General features: G+C 73.0%; 13 protein-coding genes. 8 read left to right on the top strand and 5 right to left on the bottom strand.

Annotated features, from left to right (window positions below; translation table 11 throughout):
- Positions 1-174 precede the first annotated feature (174 nt).
- On the top strand, positions 175-1,608 hold the full coding sequence (locus O7635_RS00920) for a sugar transferase (RefSeq protein ID WP_278085341.1): 1,434 nt from the start codon (positions 175-177) through the stop codon (positions 1,606-1,608).
- Here the strand turns inward: O7635_RS00920 and O7635_RS00915 are convergent.
- On the bottom strand, positions 1,602-2,741 hold the full coding sequence (locus O7635_RS00915; protein ID WP_278078465.1) for a PP2C family protein-serine/threonine phosphatase: 1,140 nt from the start codon (positions 2,739-2,741) through the stop codon (positions 1,602-1,604). The genes O7635_RS00920 and O7635_RS00915 overlap by 7 nt on opposite strands.
- Before the next feature lie 56 nt (positions 2,742-2,797).
- On the opposite strand from O7635_RS00915, the gene O7635_RS00910 reads away from it, so the two are divergent.
- On the top strand, positions 2,798-3,265 hold the full coding sequence (locus tag O7635_RS00910) for a MarR family transcriptional regulator (RefSeq protein ID WP_278078464.1): 468 nt from the start codon (positions 2,798-2,800) through the stop codon (positions 3,263-3,265).
- Here the strand turns inward: O7635_RS00910 and O7635_RS00905 are convergent.
- Positions 3,255-4,427 (bottom strand): ROK family transcriptional regulator, encoded by a 1,173-nt coding sequence (locus tag O7635_RS00905; protein WP_278078463.1) that lies wholly within the window; start codon positions 4,425-4,427, stop codon positions 3,255-3,257. The genes O7635_RS00910 and O7635_RS00905 overlap by 11 nt on opposite strands.
- Positions 4,428-4,516: 89 nt before the next feature.
- On the opposite strand from O7635_RS00905, the gene xylA reads away from it, so the two are divergent.
- From xylA to O7635_RS00890, 3 genes are read left to right on the top strand one after another with little or no spacing between them, the layout of a single operon-like run.
- Positions 4,517-5,704, top strand: a complete 1,188-nt coding sequence (gene xylA / locus O7635_RS00900; protein ID WP_278078462.1) for a xylose isomerase — start codon at positions 4,517-4,519, stop codon at positions 5,702-5,704.
- Between the two features lie 11 nt (positions 5,705-5,715).
- A complete protein-coding gene (xylB, locus tag O7635_RS00895) occupies positions 5,716-7,119 on the top strand; it encodes a xylulokinase (RefSeq protein ID WP_278078461.1) in 1,404 nt (467 codons plus the stop codon).
- 39 nt (positions 7,120-7,158) lie between these two features.
- On the top strand, positions 7,159-11,505 hold the full coding sequence (locus O7635_RS00890) for an AAA domain-containing protein (RefSeq protein ID WP_278078460.1): 4,347 nt from the start codon (positions 7,159-7,161) through the stop codon (positions 11,503-11,505).
- Positions 11,506-11,580: 75 nt separating this feature from the next.
- Here the strand turns inward: O7635_RS00890 and O7635_RS00885 are convergent, their stop codons facing one another.
- A complete protein-coding gene (locus tag O7635_RS00885) occupies positions 11,581-11,871 on the bottom strand; it encodes a hypothetical protein (RefSeq protein ID WP_278078459.1) in 291 nt (96 codons plus the stop codon).
- On the bottom strand, positions 11,868-12,305 hold the full coding sequence (locus tag O7635_RS00880; protein ID WP_278078458.1) for a hypothetical protein: 438 nt from the start codon (positions 12,303-12,305) through the stop codon (positions 11,868-11,870). Before O7635_RS00880 ends, O7635_RS00885 begins: the two co-directional genes overlap by 4 nt.
- 390 nt (positions 12,306-12,695) lie before the next feature.
- On the opposite strand from O7635_RS00880, the gene O7635_RS00875 reads away from it, so the two are divergent.
- Positions 12,696-13,763: a LysR family transcriptional regulator gene (locus tag O7635_RS00875; protein WP_278085340.1), complete on the top strand. Its 1,068-nt coding sequence runs from the start codon at positions 12,696-12,698 to the stop codon at positions 13,761-13,763.
- A gap of 307 nt (positions 13,764-14,070) precedes the next feature.
- On the opposite strand, the gene O7635_RS00870 is transcribed toward O7635_RS00875, so the two are convergent.
- Entirely contained in the window at positions 14,071-14,394 is a 324-nt protein-coding gene (locus O7635_RS00870) for a hypothetical protein (protein WP_278078457.1), read from the bottom strand.
- A gap of 357 nt (positions 14,395-14,751) precedes the next feature.
- Between O7635_RS00870 and O7635_RS00865 the strand changes: the two genes are divergently transcribed.
- Positions 14,752-15,825, top strand: coding sequence for a LysR family transcriptional regulator (locus tag O7635_RS00865; protein WP_278078456.1), 1,074 nt, complete (start codon positions 14,752-14,754; stop codon positions 15,823-15,825).
- 35 nt (positions 15,826-15,860) lie between these two features.
- Complete coding sequence (locus O7635_RS00860) at positions 15,861-17,300, top strand: MFS transporter (protein WP_278078455.1); 1,440 nt, start codon at positions 15,861-15,863, stop codon at positions 17,298-17,300.
- Positions 17,301-17,365: the final 65 nt, after the last annotated feature.

Below are 17,365 nucleotides of genomic sequence, written 5' to 3'. Positions count from 1 at the left end.
TGACGGTTTTCCGTCCCAGCTCCATCGGGGGACGGGTGATGGGCGAAGATGTCCAGGCACCGCTCTCCGGTGCGTCGACACCCACGAGCTGGGGAGGGCTTGGTGACGTCGGCGACGCTGGTCAACCCTGCTTCCACGCGCCCGGATTCCGGGCGACACGCCGTCAACGCGGCGCTGGTGCGGGCCCGACAACGCGCTTATGTGCGCGCCGTTTTCCTGGTCGACATCGCGATGATCACGCTCGCGGTGCTCGGCGGCTACTTCGTCCGCTTCGGCGGCCTCTCCGAGCAGTTCGGGGGCGGCGCGCCACGCGACTCGCGGCCGTACGCCCTGATCATGGTTGGTCTGGGCCTGGTCTGGCTGGTCTCGCTCAAGCTGATGCGCAGCTACGACCCGCGGCTGCTGGGCTACGGCGTCGACGAATACCGCCGGGTGGCGGCTGCGACGATCCGGCTCGCCGGCGCCATCGCGATCGTCGGCTACGTGGTCGACCTCGGCGTCGCCCGCTGGTTCCTGGTGCTCTCGTTCGCGCTCGGCCTGGTCGGCCTCGTGGTGGGTCGCTACGGCGCCCGCAAGTGGCTGCACCACGCCCGCAAGCGCGACGGCGCCTGGTCGCGCCAGGTGCTCGTGGTCGGCGACGCCGTGCACATCAACGAGCTCGTCGCCACGCTGCGGCGGGAGCCCTACGCCGGCTACCACGTGGTCGGCGCGTGCATCCCGGACGCCCTGATCGCCCCGGTGCCGCAGCGGCTCGGCGACGTGCCGGTGGTCGGCTCGTTCCGCACCGTCCTCGAGGCGGTCGAGTCGACCGGCGTCGACACCGTCGCGGTCACCACGTCCGGCGAGCTGACCGCGATCCGGCTCCGCCGGCTCGGCTGGCAGCTGGAGGGCACCGGCGTCGACATGGTGCTCGCGCCGGCGTTGACCGACGTCGCCGGCCCGCGGATCCACACGCGCCCGGTCGCCGGCCTGCCGCTGATCCACGTCGAGGCGCCCGAGTTCCGAGGCGGCCGCAAGCTGGTGAAGGGCTTCTTCGACCGGGCCTTCGCGCTGGTCGCCCTGACCCTCGCGCTGCCGCTGCTGGTCGCCATCGCGATCGCCATCAAGCTCGACGGCCGCGGCCCGGTGTTCTTCCGCCAGATCCGGGTCGGCATGTCGGGCAAGGAGTTCGGCGTCTTCAAGTTCCGCACCATGGTGGTCAACGCCGAAGAGGTGCTGGCACAGCTCAAGGCGCGCAACGAGACCGACGGCCTGATGTTCAAGATGCGCGACGACCCGCGGGTGACCCGGGTCGGCCGCTTCCTGCGCCGCTACTCGCTCGACGAGCTGCCGCAGCTGGTCAACGTGCTGCTCGGCCAGATGAGCCTGGTCGGTCCGCGCCCGCCGCTGCCCCGCGAGGTGGCCCGCTACGACGGCGACGTCGCCCGCCGGCTGCTGGTCAAGCCCGGCATCACCGGCCTCTGGCAGGTCAGCGGCCGGTCCGACCTGAGCTGGGAGGACGGCATCCGGCTCGACCTCTACTACGTGGAGAACTGGAGCCTCACCGCCGACCTGGCCATCCTCTGGAAGACCCTGGGTGCGGTGATCGCCAGCCGCGGCGCCTACTGAGTCTTGGGGCCCGTCCAGTCGAGACAGACCGCGACCGCGTCGTCGACGAGGTCGGTCGAAACGTGCGCGCGCACGTCACCGAGGAGCCCGCGCACGGCGTCCAGCGGCGCCTGGTGCCGGCTGCGCCGGACGAACCTGGTCAGCGCCGTCTCGCCGTAGCGGCCGCCGGTCTCGCTCTCCGAGTCGTAGACGCCGTCGCTGACCACGAACAGGCGGTCGCCGACCTCGAGCTCGAACGTCTGCGGGCGATAGATCGTGCCGTCGAACATGCCCATCGGCAGCTGGGCCTCCAGCTCGACGTCGCTCACCTCATCGCCGCGGAGCAGCAGCAGCCGGGGCGAGCCGGCGTCGACCGCGGTCACGACGCCCGAGTCCAGGTCGACCTCCAGCAGCAGCGCGGCGAGGTGCTCCTCGCCCCGGTAGCGGGCGTAGACGGCCTGGTCAGCCAGCGCGACCTGGTCGGCCAGGGCCAGGCCGGCGCGCCGGGCGTTGCGCAGGGCGAAGGTGGCCAGGCTGGTCAGGGTTGCGGCGGCGATGCCCTCGCCGGACCCGTTGACGGCCGACATCCACAGGCGGTGGCCGTCGTCGGCCCAGTCGAAGCTGTCACCCCGCACGGCGTACGCCGGCTCCAACTGGCCACCGAGCGCGAACGACGAACGGTGCCGGCTGCGGCCGGGCAGCAGCTCCCACTGCATCTCGGCGGCCAGGGTCAGCCGGCGGCTGCGGGCGGCCACCAGGTAGCGGTCGGTGCTCCCGCGCACGGCGGCGATCTCGTGCCCGAGGGAGTCGGCGATGTGTGCCAGCTCTCCGCGCATCTCGTCGTCGTCGCCGCGGACCGGGGCGAGCCGCAGCACCCCGAGCCGGTCGCCGCGCATCGTGACCGGGAGGAACAGGACGTCGCCCTCCAGAACCTCCGACTGGTGATCGAAGCTGCGCCAGGCGGGATGCCCGGGACGCGTCACGGGTTCCCCGCCCCCCAGCGGCAGCAGGGCGGAGAGCCGGTAGTCGACCAGCAGGAGCTCCACGTCCGAGACCCCGTACTGCTTCGCGAGCTCGTCACCGAGACGCTCCGTGAGCGCGTCGGCCTCCGCCTGCGAAAGCGCGCGTTCGACATCGACTAACCGTTCGTTCATCGTTGGTCCCCTCGGCGAGGTGGCGACCGGCGCCGCCGTTGTAGGGTTTTCCCACCATGCCCGATCACCATGCACCCGATGTGGCCGCGGAGGCCGCCGCTGTCGACAGCGCGGCCGAGGCGCTGCTGTCCGTCTGGGACACGGCCCGCGAGGGCGCGACCGACCGTGTCTCGGGTTCACAGTTGCGCGCGATGCTGGTGATGGAGGAGTTCGAGGGGATAAACCTGCGCGGTCTGGCCAGCAGCCTCGGCATGATCCTGTCCTCGGCCAGCCGACTCTGCGACCGCCTGGTGGCCGCCGGCATGATCGAGCGTTTCCCCGGCCGCACCGACCGCCGCGAGATCTCCCTGCACCTGACCCGCACGGGTCAGCGGCTCCTCGACGAGCTGCGGTCCGAGCGCCGCCGCCGGCTCAGCGAGGTGCTGGGCCAGATGACCCCCGCCGCCCGGCAGGCGCTGATCAGTGGCCTCAGCGGCTTCGGTGACGCGATGGCCAAGCCCGACTCCGACGTGCTCAGCGCCTGAGGGCACCGGCCGGGTCCGCGAGGACGGCCCGGATCACCGCGCCGCCGGCGCCGACCGCGGCCGCCGCCGTGCCGAGCGCCGACGCCCGCACCGTCACCGGCGACCAGGCCGAGGTCAGCACCCGCCGGGACAGCTCCGCCTCCACGGCCGGCGCAAGCCACGGCGCCAGCGGCCCGAAGATCCCGCCGAGCACCACGGCCCCCACGTCGAGCATGTTGACCACGCCGGCCAGGGCGACCCCGAGCGAGGTGCCCGCGGCGGGCAGCCGGAGCCCCGCCAGGGCGGTGTCGTCGCGCAGCCGGGCCAGGCCCGCCTCGCCGGCCGGCAGGTCGCGCAGGAGCGCCTCCTGGCCCGCGTACTGCTCCAGGCAGCCCAGCGCCCCGCACCGGCAGCGTGGGCCGGCGGGCTCGACGCAGACGTGCCCGAGCTCGCCGCTCCAGCCGCGGGCGCCGCGGAACAGGTCGCGGTGCAGCACGATCCCGGCGCCGATGCCGATCTCGCCCGAGACGTAGACGAAGCTGTCCAGCTCGGGGCCGCCGGCGTGCAGCTCGGCCAGGGCGGCCAGGTTGGCCTCGTTGTCGACGGTCAGCGGCAGGTCGCCCAGCGGACCGCCGGCCAGCGTGCCGGCGGCGTCGACGTCGTGCCAGGCCAGGTTGGGTGCCCGGTGCACGAGGCCGGTGGGCGAGACGAGGCCCGGCACGGCCAGGGCGGCGCCGGCGACGGTGCGGCCGGCCGCGGCGGCCTCCGCGCGCAGGCGGGCGCCGAGGTCGGCCACCGCCGCGAGCACGGCTTCGGGGGAGTGCGGGCGCTGGTCGCCGTGCACGACGGCGCGGTGCCGGACCGTTCCGGTCAGGTCGACCACGCAGGCCGCGAGGTAGTCGACGTTGATCTCCAGGCCCAGCCCGGCCGGGCCGTACCCGTGCAGCACGAGGCCCGTCGCCGGCCGCCCGGCGCCCGCCCGCGGCGCCGGACCCACCTCGGCCAGCAGCCCGCCGCCGACCAGGTCGTCGACGAGCGCGGAGACGGTGGCCCGGGTGAGGCCGGTGCGGGTGGCCAGGTCGGCCCGGGACGGCGGCCGGCTCGCGGCCGCGACCTGGCGCAGCACGAGGGCCAGGTTGTGCGCCCGGACACTGGCCTGGCGCACCGCGGACTGGCCGTTCACGCCCTTGACACTGCCACGGCGGAGTCAAATAATTCAACCGCTAAACAAATTAACGCGCCCGTAACGTCACTCCTGGAGGAGGCCCTCCCATGGCTGCCGACCCCACCCGCGCCGACAAGTTCTCGTTCGGTCTCTGGACCGTGGGCTGGCAGGCCCGCGACCCGTTCGGTGACGCGACCCGGCCGCCGCTCGACCCGGTGGAGTCCGTGCACCGGCTCTCCGACCTGGGCGCCTACGGTGTGACGTTCCACGACGACGACGTGATCCCGTTCGACGCCGACGACAGCAGCCGGGCCGAGCACATCTCCCGGTTCCGCAAGGCGCTCGACGAGACCGGCATCGTCGTGCCGATGGTGACCACCAACCTGTTCACCCACCCCGTCTTCAAGGACGGCGGCTTCACCAGCAACGACCGCGAGGTCCGCCGGTTCGCGCTGCGCAAGGTCATGCGCAACATGGAGCTGGCCGCCGAGCTCGGCGCGCAGACCTACGTGATGTGGGGCGGCCGCGAGGGCTCGGAATACGACCTGGCCAAGGACGTGCAGGCCGCTCTCGACCGCTACCGCGAGGCCGTCGACTTCCTCGCGCAATACTCGATCGACCGCGGTTTCGGCCTCCGCTTCGCCCTGGAGCCCAAGCCCAACGAGCCGCGCGGCGACATCCTGCTCCCGACGGTCGGCCACGCGCTGGCCTTCATCTCGAGCCTCCAGCACCACGAGCTGGTGGGCCTCAACCCCGAGGTCGGGCACGAGCAGATGGCCGGCCTCAACTACGCGCACGGCATCGCCCAGGCGCTCTGGCACGGCAAGCTCTTCCACCTCGACCTCAACGGCCAGCGCGGCATCAAGTACGACCAGGACCTGGTGTTCGGCCACGGTGACCTGGTCAACGCGTTCGCCCTGGTCGACCTGATCGAGCACGGCGCGCCCGGCGGCGGCCCGGCCTACGACGGTCCGCGGCACTTCGACTACAAGCCCTCCCGCACCGAGGACTTCGACGGGGTGTGGGCCTCGGCGGCCGCCAACATGCGGATGTACCTGCTGCTCAAGGAGCGGGCGCAGGCGTTCCGGGCCGACCCCGAGGTGCAGGAGGCGCTGGCCGCCAGCAAGGTCGGCGAGCTGCGGGAGAGCACCGTCGGCGCCGGCGAGAGCCACGCTGACCTGCTCGCCGACCGCGCGTCCTACGAGGACTTCGACGCCGACGCCGCCGGCGCCAAGGGCTTCGGCTTCGTCCGCCTCAACCAGCTCGCCGTCGAGCACGTGCTCGGCGCCCGCTAAGGAGAGACAACATGCCGCTGGTCGCCGGCATCGACTCGTCCACGCAGTCGTGCAAGGTGGTGGTCCGCGACGCCGAGACCGGCGCGCTGGTCCGCGAGGGGCGCGCCACGCATCCGGAGGGCACCGAGGTGCATCCGGACGCCTGGTGGCGCGCCCTGACCGAGGCCAGCCGCCAGGCCGGCGGTCTCGACGACGTGGCCGCGGTCGCTGTCGGCGGCCAGCAGCACGGGATGGTCTGTCTCGACGAGTCGGGCGAGGTGGTCCGCCCGGCCCTGCTGTGGAACGACACCCGCTCGGCCCAGGCCGCCTCGGACCTGACCGCCGAGCTCGGTGGCCCCCGGGCCTGGGCCGACGCCGTCGGCTCGGTCCCGGTGGCCAGCTTCACCGTCACCAAGCTGCGCTGGCTGGCCGAGCACGAGCCGGCCAACGCCGACCGCACGGCCGCCGTGTGCCTGCCGCACGACTGGCTGACCTGGAAGCTGGGCGGGGCCGGGGCGCTGGCCGACCTGCGCACCGACCGCGGCGACGCGAGCGGCACCGGCTACTGGTCGCCGGCCACCGGCGTCTACCGCACCGACCTGCTCTCGCTGGCGTTCGGCCGGGAGCCCCAGCTGCCGACCGTGCTCGCGCCGACCGGCCGGGCCGGCCAGCTGCCCGGCGGGGCCGTGCTCGGCCCCGGCACCGGCGACAACGCGGCGGCGGCGCTCGGCGTCGGCGCCCAGCCCGGCGACGTGGTCGTCTCGATCGGCACCTCCGGCACCGTGTTCAGCGTCGCCGACCTGCCGGCGGCCGACCCGACCGGCATCGTGGCCGGCTTCGCCGACGCCACCGGCCGGTTCCTGCCGCTGGTCTGCACGCTCAACGCGGCCCGGGTGCTCGACGCCGCGGCGGCGCTGCTCGGCGTCAGCCACAGCCGGCTGGCCGAGCTGGCCGCCCAGGCCCCGTCCGGGGCCGACGGGCTGGTCATGGTGCCCTACCTCGAGGGCGAGCGGACCCCCAACCGGCCACTGTCGACGGGCGCGGTGCACGGGCTGACGCTGAAGACCTCGACACCGGCGCACTTCGCCCGGGCCGCGGTCGAGGGCATGCTCTGCGCGCTCGCCGACGGCCTCGACGCGCTGATCGCCGAGGGCGCCGCGGTCAACCGGGTGATCCTGATCGGCGGCGGCGCCCGCAGCGAGGCGGTCCGTCGCATCGCGCCGGAGGTCTTCGGCTGCGGCGTGGTCGTGCCGGCGCCGGGCGAATACGTCGCCGACGGCGCCGCCCGCCAGGCCGCCTGGGTGGTCTCCGACCAGTCCGCGCCGCCGGCCTGGGCGACCGGCCGGGCCGAGCGCTACGACGCCCGCCCGGTGGCGGCGATCTGCGAGCAGTACGCGGCCGTCCGCGAGCTGGTGCACGACCGGCCGGCGGGATAAGTCGCCCGACTCGCCTCCGCGCGTTACCGTCGGACAGCGATGGAGCAGGCCGACACGCCACATGAGATCCGCGCGCGCGCCGTAGCGCTCGCGGAGTACCTGCTCGCCGTGCGGGCCCTGCTCGACAAGCCGGTCCGCGCGGTGCCCACCGGCGACGCGTTCTGGCACGACGACCTGCCGGCCCATCCGGCGGTCGAGCTCGGCCCGCGGCAACCCGGCGCCGGCTGGCTGCGGGTCGGCCGCCCCGCGCCGCCGCCCCCGCCGTCGATACCGACCCCGTTGCTCCGCCACCTGGTCTGGGACCTGACGCCCGACCGGCCACCGACGTTGCAGGGCGACGACGAGCAGCGCGCGGCGGCGTTCACCCGCTGGCTGGACGAACAGTGGCGGCCGTGGTCGGTCGCCCACCGCCGCGCCGCGGATGCCCGCGCCCTGCACGACCGCCTCTACGACCTGCGCTACCGCGTCGACGTCGACTCGGCCCGGGTCGAGCTCGTCTGGGGCCACGCCGTCCTCGACGCGCCGCTCGGTGGGGAGTCCGTCCGCTACCCGCTGCTGGCGACGCCGGTCGCGATCGACTACGACCCCGAGACCACCACGGTCACCGTGCATCCGCAGGGTCCGGCCCGGCTGCAGGTCGACGCGCTGGGCGGGCTCGACAACCGCCGGGTCGGCGACCTGCTCGACCTGGCCGGCCCGGGCGGTCTGGTCGACGTCGACCCGTGGGACGCCGCCGAGCGGCAGGAGTTCGCCTCCCGCGCGCTGCGCCGGCTGGGCTTCGAACCCCGGCTGCGGTACGGCACCGACCCGCTCGACGAGCCGCACGTGCACGACACCGGTGTGCTGTTCCTGCGTCCCCGGCAGCGGATGGTCCGCCGGTTCCTCGAGGCCGAGCGCGACCGGCTGGCCGGCTCGGGCGCCGCGGGCGTCGGCGCGCTGGCCGGCATCCTCGCGCACGAGCCGAGCGCGCTGGTGATGCCCGACGACGACCCCGACGCCTGGACTCGTACGGGCGAGCGCCTGCTCATGCCGATGGCGACCAACGAGGCCCAGGAGTCGATCGCCGCCCGGCTGGCCGCCCACCGCACCGTGGCCGTGCAAGGCCCGCCCGGCACCGGCAAGACGCACACCATCCGCAACCTGATCTGCCATCTGGTCGCCCACGGCAAGCGCGTGCTGGTGCTCGCGCAGAAGGAGGACCCGCTGCGGGTGCTCCGCGACGGGCTGCCGGCCGAAATCCAGCCACTCTGCCTGGCGGTGCTCGGCCGCTCGGCGGACCAGCTCGTGCAGCTCCAGATCGCCGCCCGCGAGCTGTCCGACCGGGCCGCCACGCTCGACCGTTCCGCGGCGGCGGAGGAGCTGGCCCGGATCACCGCCGAGATCGACGGCGCGCAGGGCCGGTTCACCGCGGCCCGCGACGAGCTGCTGGCGGTGGCCGAGCGCGAGGCGACGACGTACCCGATCCGCGGTGTGCCCTCGTCCCCGGCCGAGGTCGGCGAGTGGCTACGCCGCACCGAGGCCGACGGGATCGTGCCCGACCCGGTGCCGCCGGGCACCCCGGCGCCGCTCACCGCGGCCGAGTTCGGGCTGCTCGGCGACCTGGCGCGGACGCTGTCGCCGGCCGACCGGGCGCACGCCCTGGCCGACCTGCCGGCCGACGGGCAGCTGCCGACGGGTGAGGCGGTGGCCGCGCAGCGGACCGCGCTGGCCGACGCCGGCAAGGTGCTCGACCAGGCCCGCGACCGCGGCGTCGACGCCGACGGGGCCCGCCGCCTGGGCCCGACCGGGGTCGACGAGCTGGGCGCGGCGCTGCGGGCGGCAGCCGAGACGCTGGCCCGGCGGGCCGGCAGCTGGACCGACCGGCTCGGCCAGCTCATCCGCGAGCCGAGCTGGCAGGCGGTCTGGGACGAGCAGGTGGCGGCCAGCCAGCGGCTGCTGACCGAGCTCGGCCGGCGCACGGCCGCGCTGTCGGGGCACCGTGTGGAGATCGGCGCCGAGCACGCCGCCCAGCCGCGCCGCCTGCTGGCGCACCTCACTCAGGTCCGCGAGCGCTTCGCGGCCGGCAAGCCGGTGCGTCGCCTGACCCACGGCGACCTGGCCAAGGTCGTCGCCGACTGCCGCGTCGACGGCGAGCAGCCCCGCACGACCGACGACGTCGACCTGCTGGTGGCCACCGTCGAGCGCGAACAGCTGCGCGCCCAGCTCGCCGCCCGCTGGGCGGAGTGGTGCGTCCGGCTGGACGCGCCGATGCCCGGCGGGACCGCGGGATACCCCGGTGTGGTCGGCGGTGGTGCGGTTGGCGGTGGTGCGGTCGGCGGCGGTGCCGTCGCCGGCGGTCCGGCCGCGGTCGAGCCGGAGCTGTGGGCCGGGCGGCTGCTCGCCGAGGCCCTCGACGCGCTCGACTGGGACAGCCGCCGCTGGCCCGCCCTCCGCGCCAACCTCACCGTGCTCGTGCCCGCCTGCCCCCGCGCCGTCGACCCGCCCACGCTGGCCGACCTGGCCGACCTGACCGAGGCCGCGGCGGCCGTGTTCACCGTCGACCGGATCGAGGCCGAGCACGACGCCATGACCCGGTGGCTGGCCCACGCCACGGCGGCGCCCGGCGCGCCGCCCGTGCTGCGGGCGCTGGCCGCCGCCTGGTCGGCCGAGGACGCCCTGGCCTGGAACGGCGCGCTGGCCGAGATCCGTCGACTGTGGAGCATCAAACCGGATGCCACGCGGTACGCCGCCCTGCACGCCCGCCTGGCCGGGGTGGCGCCGCGCTGGGCGGCCCGCTACGACCGGGGCGAGGCGCCCGAGAGTGGCGAGGCGGCCCTGCGGGGTTGGACCTGGCGGCAGGCGCAGACCTGGTTCGACGCGGTCACCGGCGCGGACGGGGTCGGCGACGACGAGCTCGGCCGGCGCCTCGAGCGGGCCCGTGACCAGGAGCGCCGGCTGACCGGCGAGCTGGTCGTCGGGTCGGCGTGGCTGGAGGTCGCCCGTACCCTCGACGACCGGCGCAAGGCCGCCCTCGCCGACTGGGCCGCCGCGCTCCGCAAGATCGGCAAGGGGACGGGCAAGACCGCGGCACACTGGCAGGCCGCCGCGCAACGGGCGATGGCCGAGGCGGCGACCGCCGTACCCGTGTGGATCATGTCGGTTGATCGTGCCCTCGAGCAGTTCCCCGGCGCCGGGCCGCTGTTCGACGTCGTCGTGGTCGACGAGGCGTCGCAGGCCGACATCTTCGCGCTGCCGGTGCTCGGGCTCGCGCACCGCGCGGTCGTGGTCGGCGACGACCAGCAGATCGGCCCGCAGCTCGTCGGCCTGCCCGCCGACCGGGTCAACGCGCTGATCGGCGCCCACCTGACCCCGGCCGGCGTGCCCTCGGCCGTGCACTTCGACACCGAGAGCAGCCTCTACGACCACGCGGTGCGCCGCTCGCCGCAGCGGATCCTGCTGACCGAGCACTTCCGCAGCGTGCCGGCGATCATCGCGTTCTCCAGCGAGACCTACTACGACGGCAAGATCCAGCCGCTGCGCGCCGACCGGCCGGCCGGGCTGGGCGCCGCCGTCGTGCCGATCCACGTCCCGGACGGTCGGCGGGTGGCGGTGCCGGAGCACGGCGAGGTCAACGTCGCCGAGGCCGAGGCGCTGGTGGCCAAGGTGACCGAGATCGTCGCGGACCCGGCCTACCGCGGCAGGACGATCGGCGTGGTCAGCCTGCTCTCGACCAGCGGGCAGGCCGACTACCTGCAGCACCGGCTCCGGGCCGAGCTGGGCACCGACGAACTCGAGCGGCGGTCGTTGCGGGTCGGCGACCCCTACACGTTCCAGGGCGACGAACGCGACGTGGTGCTGGTGTCGACGGTGGTGGCCACCGCCGACGGCGGAATCGGCGCGTTCACGAAGCGCGACTACCACCGGCGGGTCAATGTGGCCGCCTCCCGGGCCCGGGACCAGCTGTTCCTCTTCCACTCGGTGAGCGCGGGCGAGCTGAACCCGGACGACGCGCGGGGGTTGCTGCTGTCGTACGCCACCCGGCCGACGGCGGCGCCGGAACCGGCCGACGGGCGCGAGTTGGACACGGAGTTCACCCGCGAGGTGTGGCGGCGGCTGACCGCGGCGGGGTTGCGGCCGATTCCGCGGTTCCGGCTCGGGGCTTACCAGATCGACTTCGTGGTCAACGCTCCCGACGGACGCCGGCTGGCGATCGCCTGCGACGACCGTTATCGGGGCGCGGCCGCCTTCGCGGCGGAACTGCGCCGGCAGGCGGTCCTGGAACGCGTCGGCAACTGCGTCTTCGTGCGCCTGCGGGCCAGCCTCTTCCACCGCGACCCGGACCGGGCGATGGAAACGGTCTGGGCGCGGGCGGAGGAACTGGGCCTGGCGCCCGTCCGGGCCGCCTGACGACCTGGACGTTCGCCGGCGCTCCAACCGTGCCGGGATCGTCTGCCGGTGATTGGAGCGGTCGCGGCGCCGGGCTCATCCGCCGACGGCCCAGGCGGTTGCGGCGCGGCGCGTGCCGGGGTCATCCGCCGACGGCCGGAGCGGTTGCGGCCGCGGTGCCCCGCGGCCGGCGTCGGCGAGCAGGGCGACCAGAACGGCGGCCTCCTCCCGCGCACCCGCGAGCTCGCTGTAGATGACCCGCCGGCTCGTCGGGTCCAGCGATTCGCCGGATCCGACAGCGTCGTAGAGGGCGATCAGCGCATCGCGCAGCGCGTTGCGGGCTGCGTGCACCTCGGAGACGGCGATGTCCAGGTAACCGCCGCTCACGACCGCGCTCCGCAGCCGCACTCCTTGCTCAGCCGGTAGCCGATCTCGCCGGCTGCGGTGAGCAGGATGGCGCCTCCGACGAAGAGCGTCGGTTCCAGCAGCGGCCCGGGGTGCGCCGGCAGGTACAGGGCCGGCAAGGCGGCGATGATGGTGCCGCTGCGGGCGAAACGCCCGGGATCCGCGACACGGTTGACGCCCCAGGTCGAGATGGTCGCCAGCACGACGGACACGCTGTGCGCTGCGATCCTCACCAGTGTGTGATGCTGCATTTCGAGCGCGGTGAGCGCGGCTTCCGCCACGTTGATCCAGCCGACGACGAAGACGAGCCAATAGAGGTTCGGCCGAGGAAGACGCAGGCTGATCGGCCCACCGTCGGCGGTGGAGAAGGGGGTGGGTAAATGCCAGTGCTCTGGCGTACGGTGTGGGACAAGCACGTTTTGACTCCAACCAGTCGGGACGTGTGGCGGCTGCTCCGGTGGAAGCGGAGCAGCCGCCTTGCATTTGTACCGCCAATCGGTGACCTTCACGGTCGTTATGACGTTCCGTTATCTGAGCGCGCGCAACGCCCGCTTTCACAAGATTCGCGCTCGGTAGCTCTTACGGAACGTAACGTAGAAGTCTGCACCTTTTGCTACCCTTAAAACCTGATAAATCAGGCCATCTGCGGGGACGTTTGCACGCGACTCGACTTTATTGGCTGCGGCACGTTCTCTGAGCGTGACAATGACAGGCAGTAATCACGCTCCGGGATGTGACCGACCCGTACTGTCATGGCGACACTTTACGTAACCAATCAATTACGATAGGTTGGTCGCGTGGCTGAAATGCACCGGGAGAAACCCACCTATTGGGAGTTCCGGGTGTTCATTGCGGTCGCCGAAAACCGCACCTACGACGCGGCCGCGCGGCAATTGACCGAAGCGCGCGACACCTACAGTCGCCAATCCGTCGGGCGGGCCATCCGCAAGGTGCAAAGCTGGGTCAATCAGACGCTGTTGCAGCGCAAGGCCAACGGCAGCTATTCGCTGACCGCGGCGGGCGAGGAGTTTCTGGTCGCCGCGCGGCAGGTCGTCGCGCTCTACGAGCGCATCGGCTCTTCCACGGTCCAGCCCACGGTGTGGACGCTGGCCTGCGCGCCGCACCACACCCAGTTCGTCACGCTCGCGGCCGACTGGCTCCGCGAACGGAACGGCGGCGACGACAAGATCCAGGTCGAATACCTCGAGCGGACAGATCGCGGGGAACACCAGTTCCAGGGGGAGCCTGTCGATCGGCTCCTGCGCAAGGAACTCCGGCTGATCATCGGCCCCAGCGTGGCGAACCCGGCGCTTCGCTCGATCGAGCTCTACCAGGCTCAGCTGGAGGTCATGATCGACCGCCGTTATCGCGCCGCCGAACTTCAACTCGCGGATCTGGTCACCCGCTACGAGGCGCTTCTGCAGCCGCAGGACATCCGCGCCCGCCGGATGCTCGAGGAGGCGATCCGGCGGTCGGAGGTGGTCGATCCCGGCAGCGTCCGCATCGCGATGGAGACCACCGAGGCCGGCGCCAGCGTCATGCGCCTGCGCACGGAGCGTCCCCGCCGCGGCGGCCGCGACCGCGTCATGGTCCTCCCGTCGGATGTGGCTCAGCCATTCAAGGACGGCATGGAATTTGGCGGCAGCGGCGCGGACCGGTTCCGCTGGGTTCCGGTCCATGACGCCACCGGAGCCCTTCGGTTGCCGACGTACGTGACCATCCGGAAGGACGATGCCAACGTCTTGCGTCCGGTGATCGAGGCGTTGCGTTTCGGGGTGGCGCGGCTGGAGGCCGCCCGCCATCCGATCTCGGGCGGACCGGTGGCCTCGCCGACCAAGGCGCTCCCTGTCCAGCGTCCGTCCCGAAGCGACTGACTCCGGACCAGCCGGCCTGACCTGGCCGCGCTGACCCGGACCGACCAGACGCACGAGCGCAGCCAACGCTGCGCGGCAACGCCGCCGAAGACCGCGGCCGCATGCTGCAGGCGTCACTGTGCCCGCGGCAGGCCGCGGCCCGATGGTGCAGGCGTGAGCGCGCCGGCCGGAGGCCGGGGTCGGAGGCTGCAGGCGTGAGCGCGCCGGCCGAAAACCGCGGACGGATGCTGCGGGCGTCACTGCGCCGCAGGAGTCAGTGGCCCGACAGTGCGGGCGGCCGGAGACCCCTAGGCGGACGCCGCGGGCCTCAGCGCACCGCTGGAGACCTTTCGCGTGTTGTGGCCAGGCGGGCGGTGAGGAGGGCGGCTTCTTCGCGCGTGCCGCTGATCTCCGCGTGGATGACGCGGCGGAAGCTCGCGTCCATCCGTTCGCCGTCGTCCAAGGCTTGGTCGAGGGCGAGCAGGGCGTTGCGCATCGCCACCCGGGCCGCGTGTACCTCCGTGACCGCGCTGTCCAGGTGCGGCGCCGGCCGCACCGGCTGTGCGTTGCCCGGGCCGTCGGTGTGTGAGGCTGGGGTGCGCAGGGCGCGGCGCCAGCGGCGGAGGAGGAGGGGAGGGTTCCGGCTGGGCATGGCGGCTCCCTTGGCGGTTGGGCAGACGGCCGCTGCCAACCCCGGCGGCGCAGCCGTTCTGTCTTTCTACTCCTCTCGCGCCATCGTGATGACGTCCGCGAGCGGCCGGTCCTTGAGCAACTGCAACGTGCGCTTGCAGTAGATTCGCGCTGGGTAATGCGCGACGGAACGTAACGTGGCTCTCCAGGCGATAAATCCAGACAAGTCCATAACAGAAGACAAACCAAAAGTGATCCAGCTCACAGTTTGGTGGAGAGCGGTTTCTCTGCGTGACGGCCCACCCGGAGACGGCCGGGCGCACTCGATATCGTCAATGCGACACTTCTGGAGCCAGCCCGGTCACGTTACGTTGAGCGAGTGTCAAAACAGCGCCCGAAACCACTGGATGAGTGGGACTTCCGGGCGTTCATCGCGCTCGCCGAAGAGCGTTCCTATGAGGACGCGGCCCGCCGGATGGCCGATCTCCACGGCGGTTACAGCCGCCAATCCGTGCAGCACCGGATCTCCAAGGTCGAGAGCTACGTCGGCGAGCCGCTGGTGCGCCGCAACGTCGACCGCCGCTACCTGCTGACGCCGGCGGGGGAGCGGGTGCTGCAGATCGCCCGCCAGGTCGTCGCTCTGCACGAGCGGATCGGCGCCGCCGCGGCCGAGCCGACCGTCTGGACGCTGGCCTGCGGACCCCACCACACCCAGTTCATCGCGCTCGCCGAGCAGCAGCTCCGCGCGGCCGAAGAAAGCGACAAGATCCGCGTCGAATACCTCTCGCAGCACAACCGGGCCGAGCACCAGTTCTTCGGCGACCCCGTCGACCGCCTCCTGCGCAACGAGTTCCACCTGATCATCGGCCCCCCGGTGCGCCGGCCCGGCCTGCGCAGCACGCTGCTCTACGAGGCCCGGCTCGAGGCGATGATCGACCGCGACTACCCGTACGACCGGCTGCCGCTCGCCGATCTCGTCCGGGACTATGCGGCCTTTCTCCAGCCGCGCGACGTGCGCGCCCGCCGCGTGCTCGAAGACGCGATCACCGCGGCCGGCATCCCCGACCCGGACCCGGCCGCCCGCGTCGCGATGGAGACCTACGAGACCGCGACCAGCGTGATCAGGCTCCGCAGCGAGCGGCACCGCCACCGCCAAGGCGGGCGGGAACGCGCGCGCGTCCTGGTCGTGCCGTCCGACGTCGCCCTGCCCTACAAGGAGGGCATGGTGTTCGGCGGTGGCGACGCCGACCGGTTCCGCTGGGTGCCGATCGACGCGGGGACGGTGCCGCTGCGCCTGGAGACCTGCGTGACCGTCCGCGACGCCCACCAGGCGGCCCTGCGTCCGGTGATCGAGGCGCTGCGGGCCGGCGTGCGCGCGCTCGAGCGCGGCGCGCACCGCATCTCGGGCGCGCGGCTCCCATCCGCCACACCCATCCCGACCCAGCGCACCTAGATCGCCGGGGCCCGCGGCCGATGTAGCCTCCCGGCATGACCACCACCGGCGGCCGGTTCCACCGGATCTACAGCGTCGTGGTGTTCATCGTCCTGGCGTCGCTCGACAACGTCGCGGTCGGCCTGGTGCCGCCGCTCTACGGCTCGATCGCCGACTCGTACGACGTCGCCCAGGGGCTGATCGGCACCGTGACCGCGACGTCGTTCCTCGTCAGCGCCGTCGCCTCGGTGGCCTGGGCCTATTACGGCGACCGGGGCAACCGCAAGCCGCTGCTGATGATCGGCACGCTGCTCTGGGCGGCCGGCATGACCGGCAGCGCGGTGGCCGGCACGTACCTCCTGTTCTTCGTGTCCCAGATCGCCGCCGCGGTCGGCCTCGGCGCGGTCAGCTCGGTCGGCTTCTCCGTGGTCAGCGACCTGATCAAGCCGAAACGCCGGGGACTGGTGATGAGCCTGTGGGGCCTGTCGCAGGGCGTCGGCACGTTCCTCGGCACGCTGCTCGGCGGCGTACTCGGCGCGGCCGACTGGCGCCGCCCGTTCCTCGTGCTCAGCGTCGTCGGCGTGGTCGCCACGGTCGCCTACTTCTTCACCTACGACATCCGGCGCGGCCAGAGCGACCCGGAGCTCGCGGGGGCCATCGCCGAGGGCCACGAGTACGACTACCGGATCAGCCTCAAGAGCCTGCCCGCCATCACGCAGCGGCGCACGAACGTCTGGCTGGTGCTCCAGGGACTGCCGGCCCAGATCGCGTTCGGCTCGCTCGTCTGGCTGCCGGTGCTGTTCCGCGAGCGGGCGATCGACCAGGGCTACTCGGCCAGCACCGCGGTCGTCGTCGGCAGCGTGTTCGCGACCCTGTTCCAGCTCGGCGGCGCCCTGTCGATCCTCGGCGGCCTGCTCGGCGACAAGCTCCAACGCCGCACTCTGCGCGGCCGCGCCCTGGTCGCCTCCGTCGGCATCCTGGCCGCCGTGCCGCTCTATCTCGTGCTGTTCTTCCTGCCGTTCCGCATCGACGTGCCCGCCGACGCCGGCACCGGCGCCGTGTTCGCCGCCGCCCTGGCCAGCGTCGTGACCGAGCCGACGGTCGGGCTCACGCTGCTGGTCGCGATCGTCGCGCTGGCGTTCACGTCGGCCAACTCGCCGAACTGGTTCGCCCTGATCGCCGACATCAACCCGCCGGAGTACCGCGGCACCGTCTACAGCCTCGGCAACCTCACCAACGGCGTCGGCCGCGCGGCCGGCAACGGCCTGATCCCGGTCGCGTTCGCGGTACTCGCCTCGAAATACCCGTCCCCGCTGAACTACTCGATCGGCCTGGCCGCGTTCCAGCTCTTCTTCATCCCCACCGGGATCATGTACTGGCTGGCCTCCCGCACCTCACCCCGCGACATCCGCGGCCTGCACCAACTGCTGGAGAAACGCGCGCAGGAGACGGCCAGGACGCCGACCAACGACGCTCCCGACCACACGCATCACTAGATCAAGAGCCTGTTGACTCGGGTTCGTCCGGGGCGCGACCGAAGCTCCCGCCAGGGACCGCTCCG

The sequence above is a fragment of the Asanoa sp. WMMD1127 genome (genome assembly GCF_029626225.1).
Classification (GTDB): Bacteria; Actinomycetota; Actinomycetes; order Mycobacteriales; family Micromonosporaceae; genus Asanoa.
The sequence above is the reverse complement of the archived record's forward strand: the minus strand, read 5'-3'. Positions and strand labels throughout refer to the sequence as shown.